Genomic DNA, 19,045 nt, shown 5'->3' with positions numbered 1-19,045 from the left:
ATGACCTGAGGATAGCGTCCGCCGCACATCATGATTACTGATCCCTGAGCTCGGCGAACGAGCTTGCAGCCTTCGCGCCGCCACGAAGCTTTCCGGACAGCCAGACGCCGAAAACCGTCGCGAGATAGGGCAATGCTTGCAGGAGATCGTGCGGAATCCTGTCGCCGAACGTCAACTGCGCCCGGATGCCGATGGCGCCGACGATGGCAAAGAACAAGGCGGCGAAGGTGGCACCCACGGGATGGGCCGCGCCAAAGATGACTGCAGCAAACGCCATGAAGCCGCGACCGGCCGTCATGCCCTGGGCAAAGAACTGCAGGCTGCCCGCGGCCAGTTCCGCGCCGCCGATAGCACACAGCACCCCACCGATCGAAAGCGCCAGGAGCCGCATGCGCGACGGGTTGGCGCCGACGCCGCGTGCAGCGAACGGATGCTCCCCACAGGCGGCTAGCCGCAGGCCGAAGCGCGTTCGCCGCAACAGCACCCACATGGCAAAGACGACGAGCGGCATGGCGACAACCGAGACCGACAGCACGCCATAGGAACCGAAGGCCGGCCCCAATTTTGGAATGCCGAAAGGTGCCGTTACGGTTGCCTGGCTGCCGAAGATAGACTGGACCGCAAGCGCCGTTCCGCCGATGCCGAGACCAGTCAGTCCGAGGCCGGCGATAATGGGATTGGCCTTCAGCCTGTCGATGACGAACCAGAGAAGCACCGAGGCCAGCACGCAGGCGATGATGGCGATGAGGATGGCCGCGCCGACGGACTTTGTGAGCATGATGCCGAGAATTGTCGCGCAGGCGCCGATGATCATCAGGCCCTCGAGACCGAGGTTCCAGACCCCCGCCCGCTGCGCGATAACGCCGGCGAGCGTGACGTAGATCAACGGCGTTCCGGAGCGCAGGATGGCGATGAAGATCTCATTCATGTCTTGCGCCCTCCGAGACGCAGCACCCTGTCGATGAACGTCGACCTTGCGGTTATGAACAGCGCGATCGCCGCATTGACGATGTCGATCGCCGCCGACGGCAGCCCCGCCATGATCGGCAGATAGAGTGCCGCCGAGGCAAGGCCGCCGAAGAACACGGCAGCAACCGCCGTTCCGAGAACGGAGAGATTGGCGACAAGCGCGATCAGGATCGCGGTGAACCCGTGCGCCGGCAGAAAGCCCGATGCGATGCGGCCGTTCGGCCCCATGAACTCGATGGTGCCGGCAAGGCCCGCAAGGGCCCCGGAAATGAGGAAACTGGAGAGGCCGAGCTTCCAGAGGCGCGCGCCCTGCCACTCCACCATCGTGCCATTGCGGCCGGCAAGGCTTGCCAGGACGCCGAAGGAAGTTCGGTTCACCAGCAGCCACATGAGGATGCCGACGACCACCGCGATTGCGATGATCGCCGGGGAGAGACCGAGAGAATCCGAGATGCGATAGGCCGCATCGAGCGGGCGGCTCGATGCCTGCTGGCCGGAACCCGAGGGATCCTTCAGCGGCCCTGAGGTGACATAGACCAGCAGCAAGCCGGCCATGAAGTTGCCCATCAGCGTGGTGATGACCTCGTCTGTGCCGGAGCGCAGGCGCAGCAATCCCGGCCACAGCGCCCAGAGAGCACCGCCGAGCATGCCGGCAAGAAGCAAGGTCGGGATTACCAGGAAGGCTGGTCCGCCCTTTACCGCTTCGGCAGCGAAGGCGGCGCAGATCGCGCCGACATAGAACTGGCCCTGGGCACCAATGTTGAAGAAGCCCGCCCGGAAGGAAATGCCGACGCCGACCGCCGTTATGAACAGCGGCAGCGCCCATCTGAGACTTTGCTCGATCGCGCCGCTTCGCAGGAATGCCCCATCGAGCACCGCCCAAAGCGTCACCGGAGCATTGTAACCGGCAAGCTGGAACACGAGCGCGCAGAGGATGAGCGCGAAGATCACAAAGATCAGACTGCGGACGACGGTGATGAGACTGTCTTTCATGCGCTTGCCCCTGCCACGGCACCGGTCATGGCCGCTCCCACCAACCCTATGTCGAAGGGCGCACGGAACTCGCCATTGAGGCGTCCCGACAGCATCACCACGACGCGATCCGATATGTCGAAGAGCTCGTCGAGATCCGACGAGATCAGCAGTATCGCCGCGCCACGGTCGCGCGCCTGCCGGAGCGCCTGCCAAACGAAGGCGGTGGCCCCGATGTCGAGGCCGCGGGTCGGCTGGGCCGCGATGATGAGCTTTGCATCGGGATCGATTTCCCGGGCGAGGATCACCTTCTGCGCATTGCCGCCCGACAGGGACCCCGCCTTCTGCGCGGAATTGTGGTAGTGAACGCTCCATTCCTTGAGTGACCGGTCGCAGGCATCGCGCACTGCCGAGGGACGGATCAGCTTGAGCAGCCTGCCCTGCAGCAGCTCCCTCGCGCTCCAGTTCTGCCAGAGCGAACTCGTGAGGCTGAGACCTTCGACGTTGCGCTCGAAGGGAATGATCCTAAGACCGATCGCGCGACGGGCGGCGAGAGGTTCGCCAGTCACGTCATGGCCTGCAAGCTGGATCAATCCACTCGTCAGATCGGCGAGAGCGGAGATAGCCCGCACTAGCGTCTTCTGCCCGTTGCCCTCCACTCCGGCGATGCCGACGATCTCTCCCGGACGGATCTCCAGATCGACACCATCGAGAGCAATGCCTCCGCTGTCCGGCCGAGTAGAAGCGGCCTTCATCGAAAGGATGGCAGGGCCGGTCGCATGCGCCGATTGATCTGAGTCCCCACGGATCGGTGACTTCGTTCCGACCAATGCATCGCGATCGTGCCGATCGAGCGTCTTCGCGACGGCCTCACCGACGATGAGGTTGGCCAAACGCTCGCCCGAAACCTCAGCCACCGGAAGCGGCCCTTGGACCTTTTGGCCGCCCCGCAGCACCGTGACTGTGTCGGCGATGCCCAGCACCTCGCGGATCTTGTGCAGGATGAGGATAACTGTCACCCCACGTTCCCTAAGGCGGCGAACGCGCGCGAACAGCATGTCGATGCCCGCGGGAGACAGGACTGCGGTCGGCTCGTCAAGAATGAGGACGCGCGCATCCGTAACCAGGGCCCGCGCGATCTCTATGCCCTGCTGCGTTTCGATCGGCAGATCCCGGATCCGCCGGTTCAAGTCGACCTGGACGTCGAGCCCTGCAAGATGCGCCCGCCATTTTTTAGCGAGCCCCTTGCGGCTATAGATGCCACCCTTGCCCGTAGCGCCAAACTCCATGGTCTCGGCGACGGTGAAGGACGGTGGTAACGCAAAACTCTGGTGGACGAGCTCCACGCCCGCGGCCCGGCTTTCGCTGACCTGCCCCGTCCGGATGTCGTGTCCCATCACGTTGACGGCGCCGGAGGTCGGCTGGACGAGGCCGGCCGCCACGCGGGCAAAGGTGGTCTTGCCGGCCCCGTTCTGACCGACGACCGCATGGATCTGGCCAGGAGCGAACGAAGCTGAAACCTCCGACAACGCCGTCACGTCTCCGAATTTGACGGTGACGTTGCGGCACTCCAGGGCCGATTTCGGAGAATTGGACATGCTATGGTTCCCATCGAGAGCGGGAGGTTCGCGGCCGTCAACAGGGCTGGAAACGATCCGCGAACCCCAGTGACCTCCCCCAAGAGGGAAGGCCTGTGCCGACGTCCTTCGAAACTTCGGGCTGGCTCGGCGAGCCAGCGCCAGGAGATCAAAGGGTGGTGTTGAACGGAACCTTGATCGACCCATTCAGGATGCCGACACGAACCTTATCGACCTCGATCAGCGCTTCCTTCGCCTTGGCGTTAAGATCCGCCGGCCCCTGTTCGGTGAAGACCGGCGAGAGAATGAAGTCGATGACGCCGGTGCCAAGGCCCGTATGCTCATGCGCACCACCCTTCCACTGAGGTCCGACGGCCTTGGTGGCCTCGTTGTAGAGCGAGGCGCCGAAGTCCAGGCTGACGATGGATATCAGTGATTTCGGGCCCAACTCATACTGTCCTGGCGCGAGGCAGCTCACCATGCGCCCTTCCTTCTCGTTGGCAGCGGCAATAATGCCGCCGTCGGTGGCCGCCGCATCGGTCTGGATGTAGTCGATGCCGTCATTGTACATCTGGGTAGCGATTTCCTGACCCTTTGCAGGGTCCTGAAACGAGCCTGCAAAGGCGGCGATGACGGAGGCATCCGGTCGAATGGAATGCACGCCGGCCTTGAAGGCGTTGAAGTCTGCGTTGAGAGGCGGAATGGAAACGCCGCCGATGAAGCCGGTCTTGCCGGTAGACGACATCTTGGCCGCGAAAACTCCCGACAGATAGCAACCAAGATAGTAGTCGTAGGAAACGGTCACCACGTTCGGGATTGCTGGCTCGAAGGGGTCGGCGAAAAGCTGGATCCACTTGGTGTTGGGATAGGACGGCGCCAGCGCCTTGAAGGGCTCGGCCACTTCGTTGAAGGTCGAGATGATGATCGCCGCGCCCGCATCTCCCAGCGTGCGGTAGACGGTCTCGTAGGTCGCCGGATCCTGCGCGTAGACAGCGCGGTATTCGAAGCCCTTTTCTTCCGAAAGCTGCTTGAGCATGGCGATCATCTGGTCCACCGGACCATTGTCGCCGGCAGCCTGCGTATGGACCAGCGCGACCAGTCCCCCGGACGCACGGGCGAATTCAGGGACGACGCTGGCTGCAAAGGCCAGCGCCGCGGCACCCGCGCTCGCCTGCAGGAATGTCCGGCGCTGCATCATGTGCTGTGTAATCTTCCCAGTCTTGTCTGTCATGATTGTTCCCTTTTTATCTTGTCGTTTCTCAAGCGCATGCCAGGGCGCAGGTGATCCTCCGCGCCGTTTCCCACCTCAGAGCGGCGGGGAGTAGGAGGCCGGGTTCATGATCATCACCTCCTGCTTCTGGATCGCGTCCAGCGCCCAGACTTCGGAAATGAACTTCTGCCAGTCCGGATCGGCATACATGGCCGCGCGGCGCGCTTCGCGGTCAGCGAGGCTGTCGTAGGCCCACATCAGCACGGTCGTGTGAAGCGTTCCCAGTTCCGAGGCATAGAGACCGACGAACTTGTTGAGATGGCGCTTCTGCACGGGAAGGCCGTCGGCCTCGTACTTCTTCATCCACTTGTCGACCGTGCCGGGCTTGAAGGTGTAGGTGCGGTGTTCCAGGATCATCAGATTGCTTCCTATGCGTTCAGGACGAATTCGGCGCATTTCTCGCCGATCATGATGGCTGGCGCGTTGGTGTTGCCGCTTGAGATGACCGGCATGATCGAGGCGTCCGCGACACGTAGCCCTTCGATGCCGTGCACCTTGAGTCGCGCATCCACCACAGCCATGGGATCGTTGCCCATCTTGGCGGTTCCAACCGGGTGGAAGGTCGTCATGGCGGTCGCCCGCAGCCAGCTCGTCAAAGCGGCATCGTCGAGCGCTTCCGGCCCCGGTGCCAGCTCCTTGCCGCGATAGCGGTCGAAAGCCTTCTGGCCGACAATGTCACGGGTCAGCCGGATGGCATCGATCATCGTGCGGACGTCGAAATCGTCACGGAGGTAGTTGGCCTGGATCTTCGGCTTATCCGTCGCGTTCGCCGAGCGCAGCGTGATCTCGCCGCGACTCACCGGATTGACGGGGCCGACGCGGATCGTGAACCCGTGGTTGGCCTCCACGGCCTGCTTCTTCCGGAACGGATTTGGGAAGTGCAGGTTGGCCGTCTTTTCCAGCGCCGGCATGAAGTGCAGCTGTATGTCGGGCGCAACCAGGCCATCGTTCGAGCGGATAAAGGCACCGGCCTCATAGGGGAACGTCGTGGTGACGCCCTCACCGAACAGCATGCCCTGGGCAACGGCGGGGATGAGCTTGTCCGCCCGCAGGTCGCTGAAGAGCGTGATCGGCTCCCGGCATTCCCAGCTCATGACGCAGTCGACGTGATCCTGGAGGTTCTTGCCGACGCCCGGCAGGTCCAACACCGGCTCGATGCCAAGCGCCCGGAGCTCGTCCGCGGGTCCGATTCCGGACAGAAGCAACGCCTTGGGCGAATTGACCACCCCTGAGGAGAGGATCACCTCCCGCCCCGCACGGGCGCGTCCCAGCGCGCCGTCCTTCAGATACTCGACGCCGCACGCCCGGTCGCCTTCGATAATCAGACGCGTGAGCTCCGCCCCCGTCAGCACCGTGAGGTTCTTGCGGCCGAGCGCCGGACGCAGGAACGCCCATGATGTGGACCAGCGCTTTCCCTTGCGGATGGTGAAGTCGTAGCGGCCAAAGCCTTCTTGCGTCTCTCCGTTGAAGTCATCGTTGGCCGGATAGCCGGCCTGGATGCCCGCCTCGCAGAACACGTCCATCAGCGGATTGTTGCCACGGGCTCGGCAGACGGTGAGTTCCCCGTCGCCACTGTGGAAGGCGTCCTTGCGCTGGATATGCGTTTCGGAGCGTCGGAATGCCGGCAGCACTTCATCATAGGACCAACCGTGCAGTCCGAGCTGCGACCAGCGATCGTAGTCGTGGCGATTACCGCGCACGTAGATCATGCCGTTGATGGTGGAGGTCCCGCCCAGCACCTTGCCGCGCGGCCAATAGAGCGAGCGGCCATTGAGATAAGGCTCGGGCTCGGTGTGATAATGCCAGTTGTAGATGCCCGAATGGAACAGCTTGCCCATCAGCATCGGCAGCCGGAACAGCGGGTTGCGATCCTTGCCGCCAGCCTCGATCAATAGCACGCGGTTTGCCGGGTTCTTCGACAGACGGTTCGCGAGAACACAACCGGCCGAGCCCGCACCGACCACGATGAAATCATATTCCGGGTTACGCGCCATGGTTCACCACGCGATGGGCCGGCCGCCCATCGCCTCCAAATAAGAATTGCAGAGAAGGAACGGATTTTCTCGGCCGAGCACCTTGTCGGCAAAGGCGGGATGCTCGCGCTGAACATAGGCGACATGGCCGAACTGCCCCTCGGCAACGCCGACTTGCGAGAAGATGTCAGCCGCAGCCGCACCGAAACCCAGGAAGACAACGGGCTCGCCTCGCGCCACAAGCATTTCGATCACGCGCAGCATCAGCGGCCGCCAGAAGGAAAGATGCCCACGGGACTGATGCGGATCGATATCGACACGGAAGCGAGAGAGCGTCAGCGATGCGTTGAGCAGGAGAACACCCTCCCCCACCCAGCGGTCGGTGATCAGGCTCGGCGCCTCGAACGAACCGGTGGGATCGCACAGCAGATGCCGCACATCCGGCCAGCGGCCGAAATCGCACGCCAGACTTTCATCACCAAGGCGCGCGGCCGCAATCAGCTGCATATAGGCGCGGATGCTCTTCGAGAACATCTTGTCCAACTCGCCCCACCCAGCCAAATTGCCGGCCTCGAAGGCGCGCCCCGTCGCAAAACTCGGTTCGGGATAAGGATCCTGCCCAAGAACCAGGCAGCGCACGCCATCGGGTGCAATTCCGTCGAAGGCCGCCAAGGCGTGCGCACCCTTCGGCTGACCCGGAAAAGACTTGCCGCGGCGCGCCGGGAAGATCGGTTCCCATGCCTCCAGCTCGAGGTCCGCATCAATACGGCCAAAATCGTCGCCGACGGGGCCGAGCGCGGCGCGCCAGGCATCTGGCAGGTCGCCCTCCCAGCCTGCAAGCGTTTCCGCCATTGCCTCTCTCAAGCGCATCGGCATTACGGCTCCCCTTCCGTTCATTGCAGGGAGACTAGACAAAAGCTGACCAAAGTGTCAACTTTCAAAAAGAAGAAAATGACGAATCGGTCAACTTTTCTTGACTACATCGTCAGCTTCTGGCGAAAGGGCGATACGCTTGCATTTCGCTGGAAAACGCGGCAATTGCAAAGGCGATCTCGCCACCACGCATGATTGCCTGGTAGGAAGCGACGGCGAGATGGAGGCGGAACCATATGGCAAGGGCAGTACGAGATCCCGAAGAGCGCATCCGCGAACGTAACGTGCGGCTCATCATCAAGGCGGGGATCGAGATATTTGCCCGCAAGGGCTTCGATGGCACGCGCATCGCCGAGATTGCCGAGGCTTCGGGCCTGCCCAAGGCAAACGTCTACTACTACTTCTCTTCCAAGGAGGAGATCTACACCGCCATCATCGCGCACTTGCTCGCCAGTTGGGATGATGCACTGAAATACATTTCGCCGGAGCGCGAACCGGCGGAGGCGTTCAGGCTCTACATCAAGGCGAAGCTGGAATACACGCGCAAGAACATGGCCGAGTCCCGGCTCTTCGCCAGCGAAATCATTCAAGGCGCCCGCTTCCTGACCAAGAAGGATCGCGAACACATCCGTCAGGTAACGGATACTCATGTCGCGGTCATCGAGGGCTGGATCGCCGCTGGCAAGATGCTGCCGGTCAATCCACGTCATCTCTTCATCATGCTCTGGGCGTCAACCCAGTTTTACTCGGACTTCGAACCCGTCGCCGTCGACGCGCTCAAAAAGCCCCGTTTGAAAGCCGATGACTATGAAAAGGCGGCGGCCACGATCACCGAGACGATCCTGAGAGGCATCCTCCGGCAGCCCTAAGCCCGGCAGGCGAACAAAGGCGCTTGCGCACGATCCTGTCCGCATCGCTCCTGGGCTGTACGGCCGGGTGATCAAGCTCGTTTCAGGTTGGCGCTTACCGCAAAACTTCGCCACGCGGCGACATCAAACGAGATCGAATAAGCACCGGACGTTGCCTTTTTGGCAATCGACGTTGCGAATATCTGTGCTTCTTCGGCAAGGGAAACTCTGAATAATTGGCCGTGCAAGCAACTCTTCAGAGACCAGCAAGATGGCATATGTCATTACCGAACCCTGCATCGACGTGAAGGATGGCGACTGCACCGCGGCCTGCCCTGTCGACTGCATCTACGAGGGCGGCCGCACCTTTTACATCCACCCCGACGAATGCATAAATTGCGGGCTCTGTCTTTCAATCTGCCCCGTCGATGCCATCGTCTGGGATCACGAGATCGCCGACAACCAGCGCCATTTCATCGCTGTGAACAAGGAGTTCTTCGGAGCCGACGTCACCGGAATGGGTTCACCGGGCGGGTGGAGCAAGGAGTGCTCGACGGTGCAGGACCATCCCTTCGTTGCCGCCTTCGAGAAAGCGGTAACCGTCGCATAACCGAACCTGATCCACAGGGTAAGACAGGGCAGCTGCGCAGACGCAGGTCGACGGTTGGCCAGAGAAACGAAGCTTGGGGCCGGTAGAAAGCCGTCCCGTCTAGGCCCGCGCCGCACGTATCCCGAGATGTTTTGCGGCCTCGCCGCTTGGGCTCACCAGCCGGAATAATAGGCCCGCGTCGCCGCGGCGAGCTTGGTCACGAGTTCACGCTCGCAGTTCAGCCTCGGAAGGTCCGCACGCGCCTGCTGCAGGAGTTCGGCCCGGGCACCTTCGAAATCGACCCGGGTCAGCTTCCCATCGCACATGACCTCCTGCCCGCCGACGTAGAGCCCCTTCGCGTGCGCCGCCGTCATCCGGGTGAGCAGCACCTCCCCCTCATCCAGATCGTCTATCACGCTGTCGGCGACCAGTGCGCCATAGTCGACGAGCACCAGGTCTTCGTTTGCCGGCGCGTTCACAACCTTGGCGCCGACATGGATCGCGGCATCGAAGACGCGACGTGCCGTAAAGGTCCGCGCCAGGTCGTTGCCGCCATGCAACAGATGGGTGAGGCGCAGTTCACGCCAAAGGTCCTGGTCGTCATCAAACCCCGTGCCGTCGAGGCCGAAAGCGAAAGCGGGCCCGCTTGCCGGAATGGCAGCGAGCGGCGCCACGCCTGAACGCAGGCGCAAGTTTGCCGACGGGTTGGAAACGAGCTGCACGCCCCTTGCTGCCAGCAACTCCAGCTCATCCGGCCGCAGTTGAACGCCATGGGCAACGGCAAGGCGGGGCGAGAGGAAGCCGATATCGTCGAGGTATCGGACGACCCCTTGCGGAAAGCGCCTGTCCAGCCACAGCCTCTGCCTTGGGCTCTCGAGGAGATGCATGTGAATGCGACGACCCGTTGCGTGAGAGGCCTCGGCGATGCTTTCGAGCATTGCATTGGAGCACCACTGCGGCCCGATCGGGCCGTATTGGACATCGATCAACGGGCTCGTGTTGGTTGCAGCGGCCGCGTCGGCCGCTGAAATCTGGACCGAAGGCGGAGCATATTGGGGGATCGAGGCACTGAGTTCATCCCAGTCTGCCGGAGCGAGATACGGCCGCAATCGCTGCGGGCCGCCGTCATAGGCCCACGGGTCGTAGTCGAGAAGCGGGCAGGATAGCGCAAGTCTTATGCCGACATCGCGCGCCGCGCGCATCACCGCACCAGCCTCCTCCACCAGTCGGTCGACATTCAGCGAATTGTGACAATGCATGGTTGCACAGACGCCCGTTTGCGCCAGCCGGGAGAATGCCACCAGCGCTTCCAGGTAGGGATCGGTGCGTGGTCGGAGCCGAAGGCCGGGTATCCACACCTCCAGGGCATCGTCGACATTGCCGAAATCGAGCGTGCGGATGCCGTATCCGTGGTCATGCGCGTTGACGGGTGGCGGCATCAGGAGGGCATTGGCCGGGATCGCAGCCGAGGAGGCGCCGTCAGGCAGATGCCGCAAGAGGTTTGGCTCACGCCTTGCGGCCTCGTGGCCAGGACGCAAAAGAAGTCGCCCGGGGACGTGGTGTTCACTCAAGGATTGATTGCCTCCATGATCTGGTCGCTGAACCTCAGCAGTTCCGCACCAACGAATTCGATGACGGCTTCGGCCGCGTGGGTGCGCTGCCGGCGTCGCTGCACGAGAATTCCGATATGCAGGTTCTGAAGGCGCGATCCGGAAAGCGGTATCGGAACGACATCGCCCGCCTTGATTTCCGCGAGGAAGCCGATCGGCGTGAAGAAAGCCACTCCCTGCCCCGAGATGATGAATGGCTTGAGCATCATCTGGCTGTTCGACAGCACAAAGGGCCGCCCGGTTCGTTCGAAGACCGAGAGTTCGATTTCGATGAGCGAGCGGATCGGCTGCGTATCGAGTTGCAGAAGCAGGTCGTACTGAGCACATTCGGCGAGCGAGACCTGCCGCTGCTTCGCCAACGGATGTCCCCGTCCGACGAAAGCCATCAGCGGCATCGGTACGCGAAAGAGCATCTCCGTGTCGTCTGGACGGGCGAGATCAAAGGTCAACCCCATGTCGACGTCACCTTCGGCGACCAGGCTGCTGATGTTGCCGTGACCGGCGGTGTGGATATGGAAGCTCACGCCTGGATGGATGCTGTGGAACGTGTTGACCATGTCCGGCAGGAACTGGATGGCCAGGCTGTCCAGACAAGACATCTGCACGCGACCGGCCTTTTTTCCCTGCAAGGCGCCGAGGTCGCTGCGCAAAAGCTCGAAATTCTCGAGCGTGACCCGGGCGTGGCGCAGCACGTTTTCCCCGGCGACGGTCAGCCTCAGGCCGTTCGAGAGCCGTTCGAACAGGGCGATCCCGAGCTCGTCTTCCAGTTTCTTGATCTGCCGGCTGACCGCCGAGGATGCGACGTGAAGCTCCTCGGAGGCCTTGCGAATGGACCCGGACCGCGCGACCGAGACGAAATATTTCAGGATGCTGGCGTGCATTCGATTGGAACCTCCCCTCCCCTGGGCTCCGACCTATAACACGCTCATCGTCCCCTCCAAATGGGCGCGCGCTTCTCCTGGAAAGCACTCACGCCTTCCAGCGCATCTTCGCTTTTGAGCGCCTTCACGAGCGCAGGCGTGCGCAGGCCTTGTGCTTCCGCCGGCGACAGATGCCCGGTGCGATTGACGGTCTGCTTGATTGCTCGGAGCGAAAGCGGCGCGCAGGCGACGATTTCGGCCACCCAGCGGGCAACGGCGGTATCGAGCTCCTCTGGTTCAGCTATCTCGTTGACGATGCCGAAACCTTGCATCTCGGCTGCGGAAAACCGCCTGCCGGTCAACAACACGCCCATTGCGAGATTGTGGGGGATCCTGCGCTGGAGAAGCACCATGCCGCCATCAAGCGGCAGGCGTCCGACGCGGGCCTCGGGCAAGCCGAACGCCGCCTTCGTCGAGGCAACGACGATATCGCAACCGAGAACCATCTCGAACCCGCCGCCGAGCGCATAACCGTTGACCCTGGCGATAACAGGAACATCCAGCGAGCGGCGAAAAGCCAGCCCGCCAAAACCGTTCGGCCGGCTCTCGCTCCAGTAGTCGAGACCCGTCGTCTCGGCACCCTTCAGATCAGCCCCGGCGCAAAATGCCCGATCGCCGGCACCCGTCAGCACGACGCAGCTTATGTCGTCGCGCGCTTCGATCTCCTGCCAGATCGCCTCCAGTTCGCGTTCGGTTGCTGCGTCCACCGCATTCATCCGTTCCGGACGGTTCAATGTGACGCTTGCTACGCGGTCTTTTACGACGAACTCGACGCTCATGCCGCATCTCCCCGGCGAACGGAAAGCCCCGAGAGGATCTCGTCATTGTGCTCGCCGAGCTTCGGCGGGGCGATGCGCACCGTGACGGTCGCCGCCGACATGTCGATCGGCGAGCCGACCAGCCGGATCGGGCCGGCCTTCGTTTCGCCGGCGTGAAGGATCATACCGTTGATCACCGTCTGCTCGTCGTCGAGGGCTTCGGGAAGCGAGCGTACCGGCGCGCAGAGAATGTCCACTTGCTCCAGCCGGCCGAGCCAATGGGCGCTGCTGTTCTTCGCAAACGCCTCGCGGAAGACCTGCTGCAATTGCGGGCGGCGCTGCATCTGTGCGTCGAAATCGGCAAATTGCGGCTGGAGGGACAGGTCCTCGATCTCCAAGGCGGAGCAAATGTCGCGCAGCGGATTCTGTTTGAAGGCACCGACCATGACGATGGCGCCGTCGGTGGTTTCGAACACGCCTGTCAGAGGGAAAGCGCCCCAGTTCAGGTCCTTCTCCCGCATCATGTGCGTGGTGCCTTCCTGCATCTGCATGGCGAGCATGGAGCTGTAAAGACTGACCGCAACCTGCTGGCCGTGGCCGTTCTTTTCACGGTGCAGCAAGGCAAGCAGAATGCCCTGGACGAGGTGCATGCCGGCCGAATAGTCGGCAAGCGGCGTCGCGTAGATCGACAGCGGATGGCTCGCGTCCGACTTTCGGCGCATGACACCGGAAAGCGCCTGCGCGAGAATGTCCTGCCCGCCCTTGTGCCGATAGGGGCCTTCAAGGCCAAAGCCCGTACCGACGGCGTAGATCAGCCGCGGATTGCTCTTCCTGAGCTCTTCATAACCGAAGCCCATGCGCTCCATGACATCGGGGCGAAAATTGTTGACGACAACATCGGCCGTGTCGATCAGGGCGCGCACCGCGGCACGCGCCTCATCCTGCTTGAGGTCGAGCGCCAGGCTCTTCTTGTTGCGGTTGAGCGACGAGAAAACCGGATTGTTGAGGCCGTCCGGATCCGATCCCAGCGACCAGCGTGAAAGATCGCCGATCTTGGCCTTTTCGATCTTGATGACCTCGGCGCCATAGTCGGCCAGCATCTGCGTGCAGCACGGGCCAAGCATGACCTGGGTGAAATCGACGACGCGGATACCGTCGAGGGGAAGAGATGTCATTCGGCTGCCTCCAGATAGGTTGCGTTTTCGGATGGTACGTCGCCGGGATCGGCGCCCTGGGCCCGCAATTGCTTCTGGATTGCCCTGACATCGGCGTCTCGCACCTTGACGCCGGCATTGAGCGCCACGGTGGCAGCGACGCCTGCCGCCTCGCCCATTGCCATGCACGGCGGGATCTCGCGGCTCGACTTTTGCGCCTGGATCGTCGCCGAATAATGCCTGCCCGCGACGATCAGCTGGTCGACTTCCTTCGGCAGCATGGCCCGGTAGGGCGTGTAGTAGTCGCGGCCGCGGCACACCGTATCGGCGAAGTGCTGTCGGTTCATCACGTCATCCTTGGTGACGACGTACTCGCCCTGCAGCAGTCGCGACTGGCGCACGCCCGTCTGCGGTGCGAAGTCGATCACATGCGCATTTTCGAAGCCCGGCAAGTTGGCCCTTGCGAAGTCGAGCAGGCGGGCGATGCGGCCACGACCCTCAAGTTCCGCGTAGGTCAGGTCTTCGACACTCAGACCGGAGAGCTTCGGCATGTGCGGGCAGTTCAGCCAGATGACGCCCGGCAGCGGCGTCTTCAACCACCAGAACGACCAGCAGCCGCCGATCAGACGCTTGGCCTCATGGTCGAGTGCCTTGAACCTTTCCGGCTCTTCGAATTCGAAGCGCTCTGCTGCGGCGGTGTCGATCCCGCCCCAGCGGGAAACGGTCGTCAGGATGAAATTGCCGTCCGTGTGCTGGGCGCCCGCGTCGGCAGCAACGTCGAGGTCGCCCGATGCGTCGATCACGACGTCACCCATGATGGCCTCGCGGCCGGATTTCGTTTGGCAGACCACGCCCTTGATCGTCCCGTTCTCGACGATCGCCGAGGAGAACCAGCTGTGCGTTCTTAGCTTCACGCCGGATTCGCGAAGGATGTCATAGGAGACCCGTTTGAACGCGTCCGGATCAAAGGCGGCCGCATAGCAGATCGGATGTGGCGCGGATGGCGTATGGAAGTCGAACAAGCCCCAGCGCGCCCACTTTTGCCAGGCTTCCGGCGTGTCGCGAAAGTCGAGCTGGCGGTCGCCGTCCGTCGGGGTGACGCACAGACCGAGCGTCTTCATCCGTTCGATCATCTCCATGCAGATGCCGCGCACGGTGATTTCAAGCCCGTTGACCATGTCGTCGAGCACGAGAACCATGCCGCCAGCGGCAAGGCCGCCGACATAGGGGTAGCGTTCGAGGAGCGTGACGCTTGCCCCAGTGCGCGCCGCCGAAACCGCGGCGGAGATGCCAGCCGGTCCGCCGCCGACGACGACCACGTCGGAGCGGTCGACGATCCTGGCATTGCGCAAGGGTTCTCTGATTGTTTCCATAATCGTTTCCTCCATAGGGGACCTGTCCGGCGAAATGTGAGGAGCTCACAGCCAGTGACTTCGTCGGTTGACCGGACCCGGATATCCAGGTCCGGCAGCAAGGGGTTTGGGGTCAGTGGTCCGTCGTCGGTTTCCAGCGGACGATCTTCGCTTCCGCGAACGAAACGGCGAAGAAGAGAACCACGGCAAGCGAGGCCGCAATCACCACCGTCGCATAGAGCAGAGGCGAACGGAAATTATAGGTCGCCTCGATGATCAGGGCGCCGAGGCCGTAGCTGGAGCCGATCCACTCCGCGACGATAGCGCCCATCACGCTGCTGGTTGCCGCAATTTTCAGCGCGGCGAAAAGGAAAGGCAGCGAGCCTGGCAGCCGAACCTTCCAGAAGATTTCGGAGTTGCTGGCAGACAGGATGCGCATCAGGTCGAGCATTGCGGGGCTCGCCGACTTCAGTCCCTGCACCATGTTGACGAGGGTCGGGAAGAAGCAGATCAGGCCCGCGATGATGATTTTCGGTGCGATGCCATTGCCGACGAGCAGCACCAGGATCGGCGCCAGTGCGATGATCGGGATCGACTTGATGATCACGGCGATCGGATAGAAGGCTCGCTCGGCGAGCGGGCTGTGGACGAACCAGACCGCTAGAAGGACGGCAATGACATTGCCGAATATAAAGCCGAGAACCGCTTCCATGAGCGTCGGCCAGAAGTTCGTCCACAGGATGCCGGCGTTTTCGCCGAAGGCCTTGATGACGTCGACTGGTCCGGGCGCCATGAACGTTGGCACCGAAAAGCCCCAGACGACGAGCTGCCAAAGCAGGATGCAACCAAGGATCGCAAGCGTCGCTGGCAGATGTCGCAGGGCAGCGCTGACGGCAGCGTCGAGCGCCCTGAACCTGTTGCCGTCGGTCAAGTCGCGGCCATCCGCTTGTGATGGAAGTGCATTTGCCATCAGCATTCTCCCAAAAGTTTGCGCAGGTAGGCGGTAACCTGAATGAACTCGACCGTGTCGCGCATCGCGAGAGATCGCGGATAGGGCAAGTCGACCTTCATGAACTCCTTCACTCGGCCCGGATGGGCCGCGAGCATCAGCACATGTTGACCGAGAAAGACCGCCTCGGGGATCGAATGGGTAACGAAGAGGATGGTGGTCCCGGTTTCCTGCCAGAGGCGCAGCAACTCTTCGTTCAACTTGTCGCGCGTGATCTCGTCGAGCGCGCCGAAGGGCTCATCCATCAACAGGATGCGGGGCCGGGTCACCAGCGCACGCGCGATCGCCACGCGTTGGCGCTGGCCGCCCGACAGTTCGTGCGGCATCGCCTTTTCGCGCCCCTTCAGCCCGACGAGGGCGAGCAATTCTTCCGGATCGGCATAGGTCGCGCCCGCCTCGCGTTTCCCCACCAGCAGCGGGAGACGCACATTGTCGATCACATTGCGCCATGGCAGCAACGTCGCCTCTTGGAAGACGAAGGCGAAATCGCGGCCCTCGCGCGCCTTGCGCGGCGTCTGGCCATGCACGGACACGGAGCCATCGGTGATGTGCACGAGATCCGCGACCGTGCGCAACAGGGTGGACTTGCCGCAGCCGGACGGGCCGAGCATGGTCACGAGCGAGCCGGCAGGTATCTCGACCGAGACGTCAGAGAGTGCGGTGAAGCCGGAGTCATCTGCGCCGAAGCGGATATGAAGATTCTTCACCGACACGGCGGAGCTACCGACTGCTGCCTGGTTGGGTCTGCTACGCGTTTCCAGCATCGCCTTAACCTACGCTCTTGCGGACATCGGCTGTCGCATCCAGGATTGCCATCGTGTAGACGTCGTTTGGATTCGGGACGGGGCCCGTGAACTGTCCGAGATCCGCATAGGTCTTGATCTGCTCTTCCCAGTTTGCCTGGTCCATGCCACCCCATCCCTCGGTGGCGGTGGTTTCGTTGAACACGAACTTCATCAGCGGCCCGATGGCCTCCAGCTCGCTTGCCTTGTCCAGGTTCGGGTAGGATTCGAGCAGGATGTCGACGGCCTCTTCCTGGTGATCACGCGCATAGCCCCATCCGCGTGCCGAACCCGACACGAATGCAGCAAGATGGTCCGCGTGATTTTGCAGCTGGTCGTCGGTGGTATAGTAGACGTTGGCATAGAGCCGGATACCGCCATCCCAAAGGGTCAGGTCGACTCGGTCATCACCCAGAACCTTCAAGGCGTTGACGTTCGTGAGCCAGCCACAGACCGCATCGGCCTGGCCGGTCACGAGCTGGTTCATGTCCGAACCCATGTTGACGATCTTGACCTGGTCTTCCGATATCCCGTTCTTGGCGAGGAGCGCACGAAGCAGAATGACCGAAGTCGGGATCGCTGCGATCGTCTTGCCGATCATGTCCTGAGGCTTGGCAATCGGGTTTGCCTTGCGAGAGAAATACGCGAAGGGATGTTTCTGGTAGCCGGCTGCGAATGCCTTGATCGGCGCGCCGGCCGAACGTGCCAACATCACCGATGGGCTGGAGGAGATCTGGCCGATCGTCGACTGGCCGACGGCGACGCCAGCAACGCCGTCGACATTCGGTCCGCCAGGCACGATTTCGAGCTCGATGCCCTTCTCGGCATAATAACCCTTCTTGCGGGCAACGAGTTCTCCGAGAAGCCCGTTGGAAGGCAGCCAACCGAGCTGCATTCGGATCGTCGTGGAATCGGCGGCTAGGCCGGGTGAAACATTGATAAGGCTATGGGTCGCAGCAATCGCGCCCATTGCGGCCGCATTCGAAAGGAAACCTCGGCGGTTCATCATAAAACGAGACATATCGTTCCCCTTGCTTGTTATGGGATCGATGATGATGGAATTTGGCATCTCATAAAGCACAATTTTTAGCGGTTAGTATTGCCGATATGGCAACGCTCAAGGGCCATTCAGGTTTGCCGTTTCGGCAATGGCGGGCTCGAAAGATTGTGCTTTGTGCGAGTTCGATCCCGTCCGATAAGCGAAACGATCAAAGTCTGAACGCCGCGGAGGTATAGATATGGTGCAGAAAAACCTGATCGATGGGGAATGGATCGCCACTAGCGAAGTGTCCCGCAACATCAATCCCTCGAACACCAACGACGTGGTGGGCGAATATGCCCGTGCGTCTGCCGACGATGCGAGAGCGGCGATCGCCGCTGCAAGGGAAGCGTTCCCGGCCTGGTCGCGCTCCGGCATCCTCGAGCGCCACGCGATCCTGAGAAAAACCGCCGACGAGATCCTCGCCCGCAAGGACGAGCTCGGAAAGTTGTTGTCGCGCGAGGAAGGCAAGACGCTCGCCGAAGGCATCGGCGAGACGGTGCGTGCCGGCCAGATCTTCGACTTCTTCGCCGGCGAATGCCTGCGACTGGCGGGCGAAGTTCTGCCGTCGGCGCGACCCAATATCGGCGTCGAGATCACCCGCGAGCCGGTCGGCGTCGTCGGCATCATCACGCCCTGGAACTTCCCGATCGCCATTCCCGCCTGGAAGATCGCGCCGGCGCTTTGTTACGGCAATACCATCGTCTTCAAGCCGGCCGAACTGGTGCCCGGCAGTTCCTGGGCCATCGTCGACATCCTCCACCGTGCCGGCCTGCCGAAGGGTGTCCTGAACCTCGTGATGGGCAAGGGCTCGGTCGTCGGCCAGGCGATGCTCGACAGCCCGGATGTGCACGCCATCACCTTCACCGGCTCGACCGGCACCGGCAAACGGGTGGCGCTCGCCTCGGTCGAGCACAATCGCAAGTACCAGCTGGAGATGGGCGGCAAGAACCCCTTCGTCGTGCTCGACGATGCCGATCTGTCGGTGGCGGTCGAGGCGGCGGTCAATTCCGCCTTCTTCTCCACCGGCCAGCGCTGCACGGCGTCTTCCCGCCTCATCGTCACCGAGGGCATTCACGACCGCTTCGTGGCCGCAATGGGCGAACGGATCAAGGGGCTGACAATCGACGACGCGCTGAAGGCCGGCACCCATATCGGCCCGGTGGTCGATGAGGGCCAGCTCAACCAGGACACCGACTATATCGCCATCGGCAAACAGGAGGGCGCGAAGCTCGCCTTTGGCGGCGAGCTGCTGAAGCGCGACACGCCCGGCTTCTACCTGCAGCCAGCGCTGTTCACCGAGGCGACCAATCAGATGCGCATTTCGCGGGAAGAGATCTTCGGGCCGGT

General features: G+C 62.3%; 18 protein-coding genes. 3 read left to right on the top strand and 15 right to left on the bottom strand.

Annotation, left to right across the window (positions count from 1 at the left end):
- Positions 1 to 34: 34 nt before the first annotated feature.
- The 7 genes from ACTJKM_RS17810 to ACTJKM_RS17780 all read right to left on the bottom strand — a co-directional run bounded on the left by ACTJKM_RS17810 (position 35) and on the right by ACTJKM_RS17780 (position 7,613).
- A complete protein-coding gene (locus ACTJKM_RS17810) occupies positions 35 to 928 on the bottom strand; it encodes an ABC transporter permease (RefSeq protein WP_440660698.1) in 894 nt (297 codons plus the stop codon).
- Entirely contained in the window at positions 925 to 1,962 is a 1,038-nt protein-coding gene (locus ACTJKM_RS17805; protein ID WP_113514979.1) for an ABC transporter permease, read from the bottom strand. Before ACTJKM_RS17805 ends, ACTJKM_RS17810 begins: the two co-directional genes overlap by 4 nt.
- The gene (locus ACTJKM_RS17800) at positions 1,959 to 3,539 is read right to left on the bottom strand and encodes an ABC transporter ATP-binding protein (RefSeq protein WP_440660697.1); all 1,581 of its coding nucleotides are present in this window, start codon (positions 3,537 to 3,539) and stop codon (positions 1,959 to 1,961) included. Before ACTJKM_RS17800 ends, ACTJKM_RS17805 begins: the two co-directional genes overlap by 4 nt.
- A gap of 148 nt (positions 3,540 to 3,687) precedes the next feature.
- Positions 3,688 to 4,713 (bottom strand): BMP family ABC transporter substrate-binding protein, encoded by a 1,026-nt coding sequence (locus ACTJKM_RS17795; protein WP_113514999.1) that lies wholly within the window; start codon positions 4,711 to 4,713, stop codon positions 3,688 to 3,690.
- A gap of 111 nt (positions 4,714 to 4,824) precedes the next feature.
- On the bottom strand, positions 4,825 to 5,145 hold the full coding sequence (locus ACTJKM_RS17790; protein ID WP_057251125.1) for an NIPSNAP family protein: 321 nt from the start codon (positions 5,143 to 5,145) through the stop codon (positions 4,825 to 4,827).
- 11 nt (positions 5,146 to 5,156) lie between these two features.
- Entirely contained in the window at positions 5,157 to 6,782 is a 1,626-nt protein-coding gene (locus ACTJKM_RS17785) for a choline dehydrogenase (protein ID WP_113514983.1), read from the bottom strand.
- Between the two features lie 3 nt (positions 6,783 to 6,785).
- Positions 6,786 to 7,613 carry a uracil-DNA glycosylase gene (locus ACTJKM_RS17780; protein ID WP_113514985.1) on the bottom strand — a complete coding sequence of 276 codons (828 nt, stop codon included), beginning with the start codon at positions 7,611 to 7,613 and terminating at the stop codon, positions 6,786 to 6,788.
- 257 nt (positions 7,614 to 7,870) lie between these two features.
- On the opposite strand from ACTJKM_RS17780, the gene ACTJKM_RS17775 reads away from it, so the two are divergent.
- Together ACTJKM_RS17775 and fdxA are read left to right on the top strand one after the other, a co-directional pair.
- Positions 7,871 to 8,503 carry a TetR family transcriptional regulator C-terminal domain-containing protein gene (locus ACTJKM_RS17775; RefSeq protein ID WP_058329168.1) on the top strand — a complete coding sequence of 211 codons (633 nt, stop codon included), beginning with the start codon at positions 7,871 to 7,873 and terminating at the stop codon, positions 8,501 to 8,503.
- 250 nt (positions 8,504 to 8,753) lie between these two features.
- A complete protein-coding gene (fdxA, locus tag ACTJKM_RS17770; RefSeq protein ID WP_057251122.1) occupies positions 8,754 to 9,092 on the top strand; it encodes a ferredoxin in 339 nt (112 codons plus the stop codon).
- A 152-nt stretch (positions 9,093 to 9,244) separates the two neighbouring features.
- Here the strand turns inward: fdxA and ACTJKM_RS17765 are convergent, their stop codons facing one another.
- The 8 genes from ACTJKM_RS17765 to ACTJKM_RS17730 form a co-directional block, all read right to left on the bottom strand.
- Positions 9,245 to 10,567: an amidohydrolase family protein gene (locus tag ACTJKM_RS17765; RefSeq protein ID WP_440660711.1), complete on the bottom strand. Its 1,323-nt coding sequence runs from the start codon at positions 10,565 to 10,567 to the stop codon at positions 9,245 to 9,247.
- A 71-nt stretch (positions 10,568 to 10,638) separates the two neighbouring features.
- Positions 10,639 to 11,562 carry a LysR family transcriptional regulator gene (locus ACTJKM_RS17760; protein ID WP_057251120.1) on the bottom strand — a complete coding sequence of 308 codons (924 nt, stop codon included), beginning with the start codon at positions 11,560 to 11,562 and terminating at the stop codon, positions 10,639 to 10,641.
- A 44-nt stretch (positions 11,563 to 11,606) separates the two neighbouring features.
- Entirely contained in the window at positions 11,607 to 12,380 is a 774-nt protein-coding gene (locus ACTJKM_RS17755; protein ID WP_440660696.1) for an enoyl-CoA hydratase-related protein, read from the bottom strand.
- A complete protein-coding gene (locus ACTJKM_RS17750) occupies positions 12,377 to 13,534 on the bottom strand; it encodes a CaiB/BaiF CoA transferase family protein (protein ID WP_058329165.1) in 1,158 nt (385 codons plus the stop codon). The genes ACTJKM_RS17755 and ACTJKM_RS17750 overlap by 4 nt, the downstream gene beginning before the upstream one ends.
- Positions 13,531 to 14,886 carry an FAD-dependent oxidoreductase gene (locus ACTJKM_RS17745; protein ID WP_245296250.1) on the bottom strand — a complete coding sequence of 452 codons (1,356 nt, stop codon included), beginning with the start codon at positions 14,884 to 14,886 and terminating at the stop codon, positions 13,531 to 13,533. The genes ACTJKM_RS17750 and ACTJKM_RS17745 overlap by 4 nt, the downstream gene beginning before the upstream one ends.
- Before the next feature lie 112 nt (positions 14,887 to 14,998).
- Positions 14,999 to 15,835, bottom strand: coding sequence for an ABC transporter permease (locus tag ACTJKM_RS17740; RefSeq protein ID WP_058329164.1), 837 nt, complete (start codon positions 15,833 to 15,835; stop codon positions 14,999 to 15,001).
- On the bottom strand, positions 15,835 to 16,638 hold the full coding sequence (locus ACTJKM_RS17735) for an ABC transporter ATP-binding protein (RefSeq protein WP_058324407.1): 804 nt from the start codon (positions 16,636 to 16,638) through the stop codon (positions 15,835 to 15,837). The genes ACTJKM_RS17740 and ACTJKM_RS17735 overlap by 1 nt, the downstream gene beginning before the upstream one ends.
- Positions 16,639 to 16,642: 4 nt before the next feature.
- Complete coding sequence (locus ACTJKM_RS17730) at positions 16,643 to 17,677, bottom strand: ABC transporter substrate-binding protein (protein ID WP_058329162.1); 1,035 nt, start codon at positions 17,675 to 17,677, stop codon at positions 16,643 to 16,645.
- 217 nt (positions 17,678 to 17,894) lie between these two features.
- Here ACTJKM_RS17730 and ACTJKM_RS17725 point away from each other — a divergent pair.
- A partial coding sequence (locus ACTJKM_RS17725) for an aldehyde dehydrogenase family protein (RefSeq protein ID WP_440660694.1) occupies positions 17,895 to 19,045 on the top strand: 1,151 nt, incomplete at its 3' end.

The organism is Ensifer sp. 22460 (genome assembly GCF_052044935.1).
GTDB lineage: Bacteria > Pseudomonadota > Alphaproteobacteria > Rhizobiales > Rhizobiaceae > Ensifer.
This window is presented reverse-complemented; position numbering and strand designations above follow the sequence as displayed.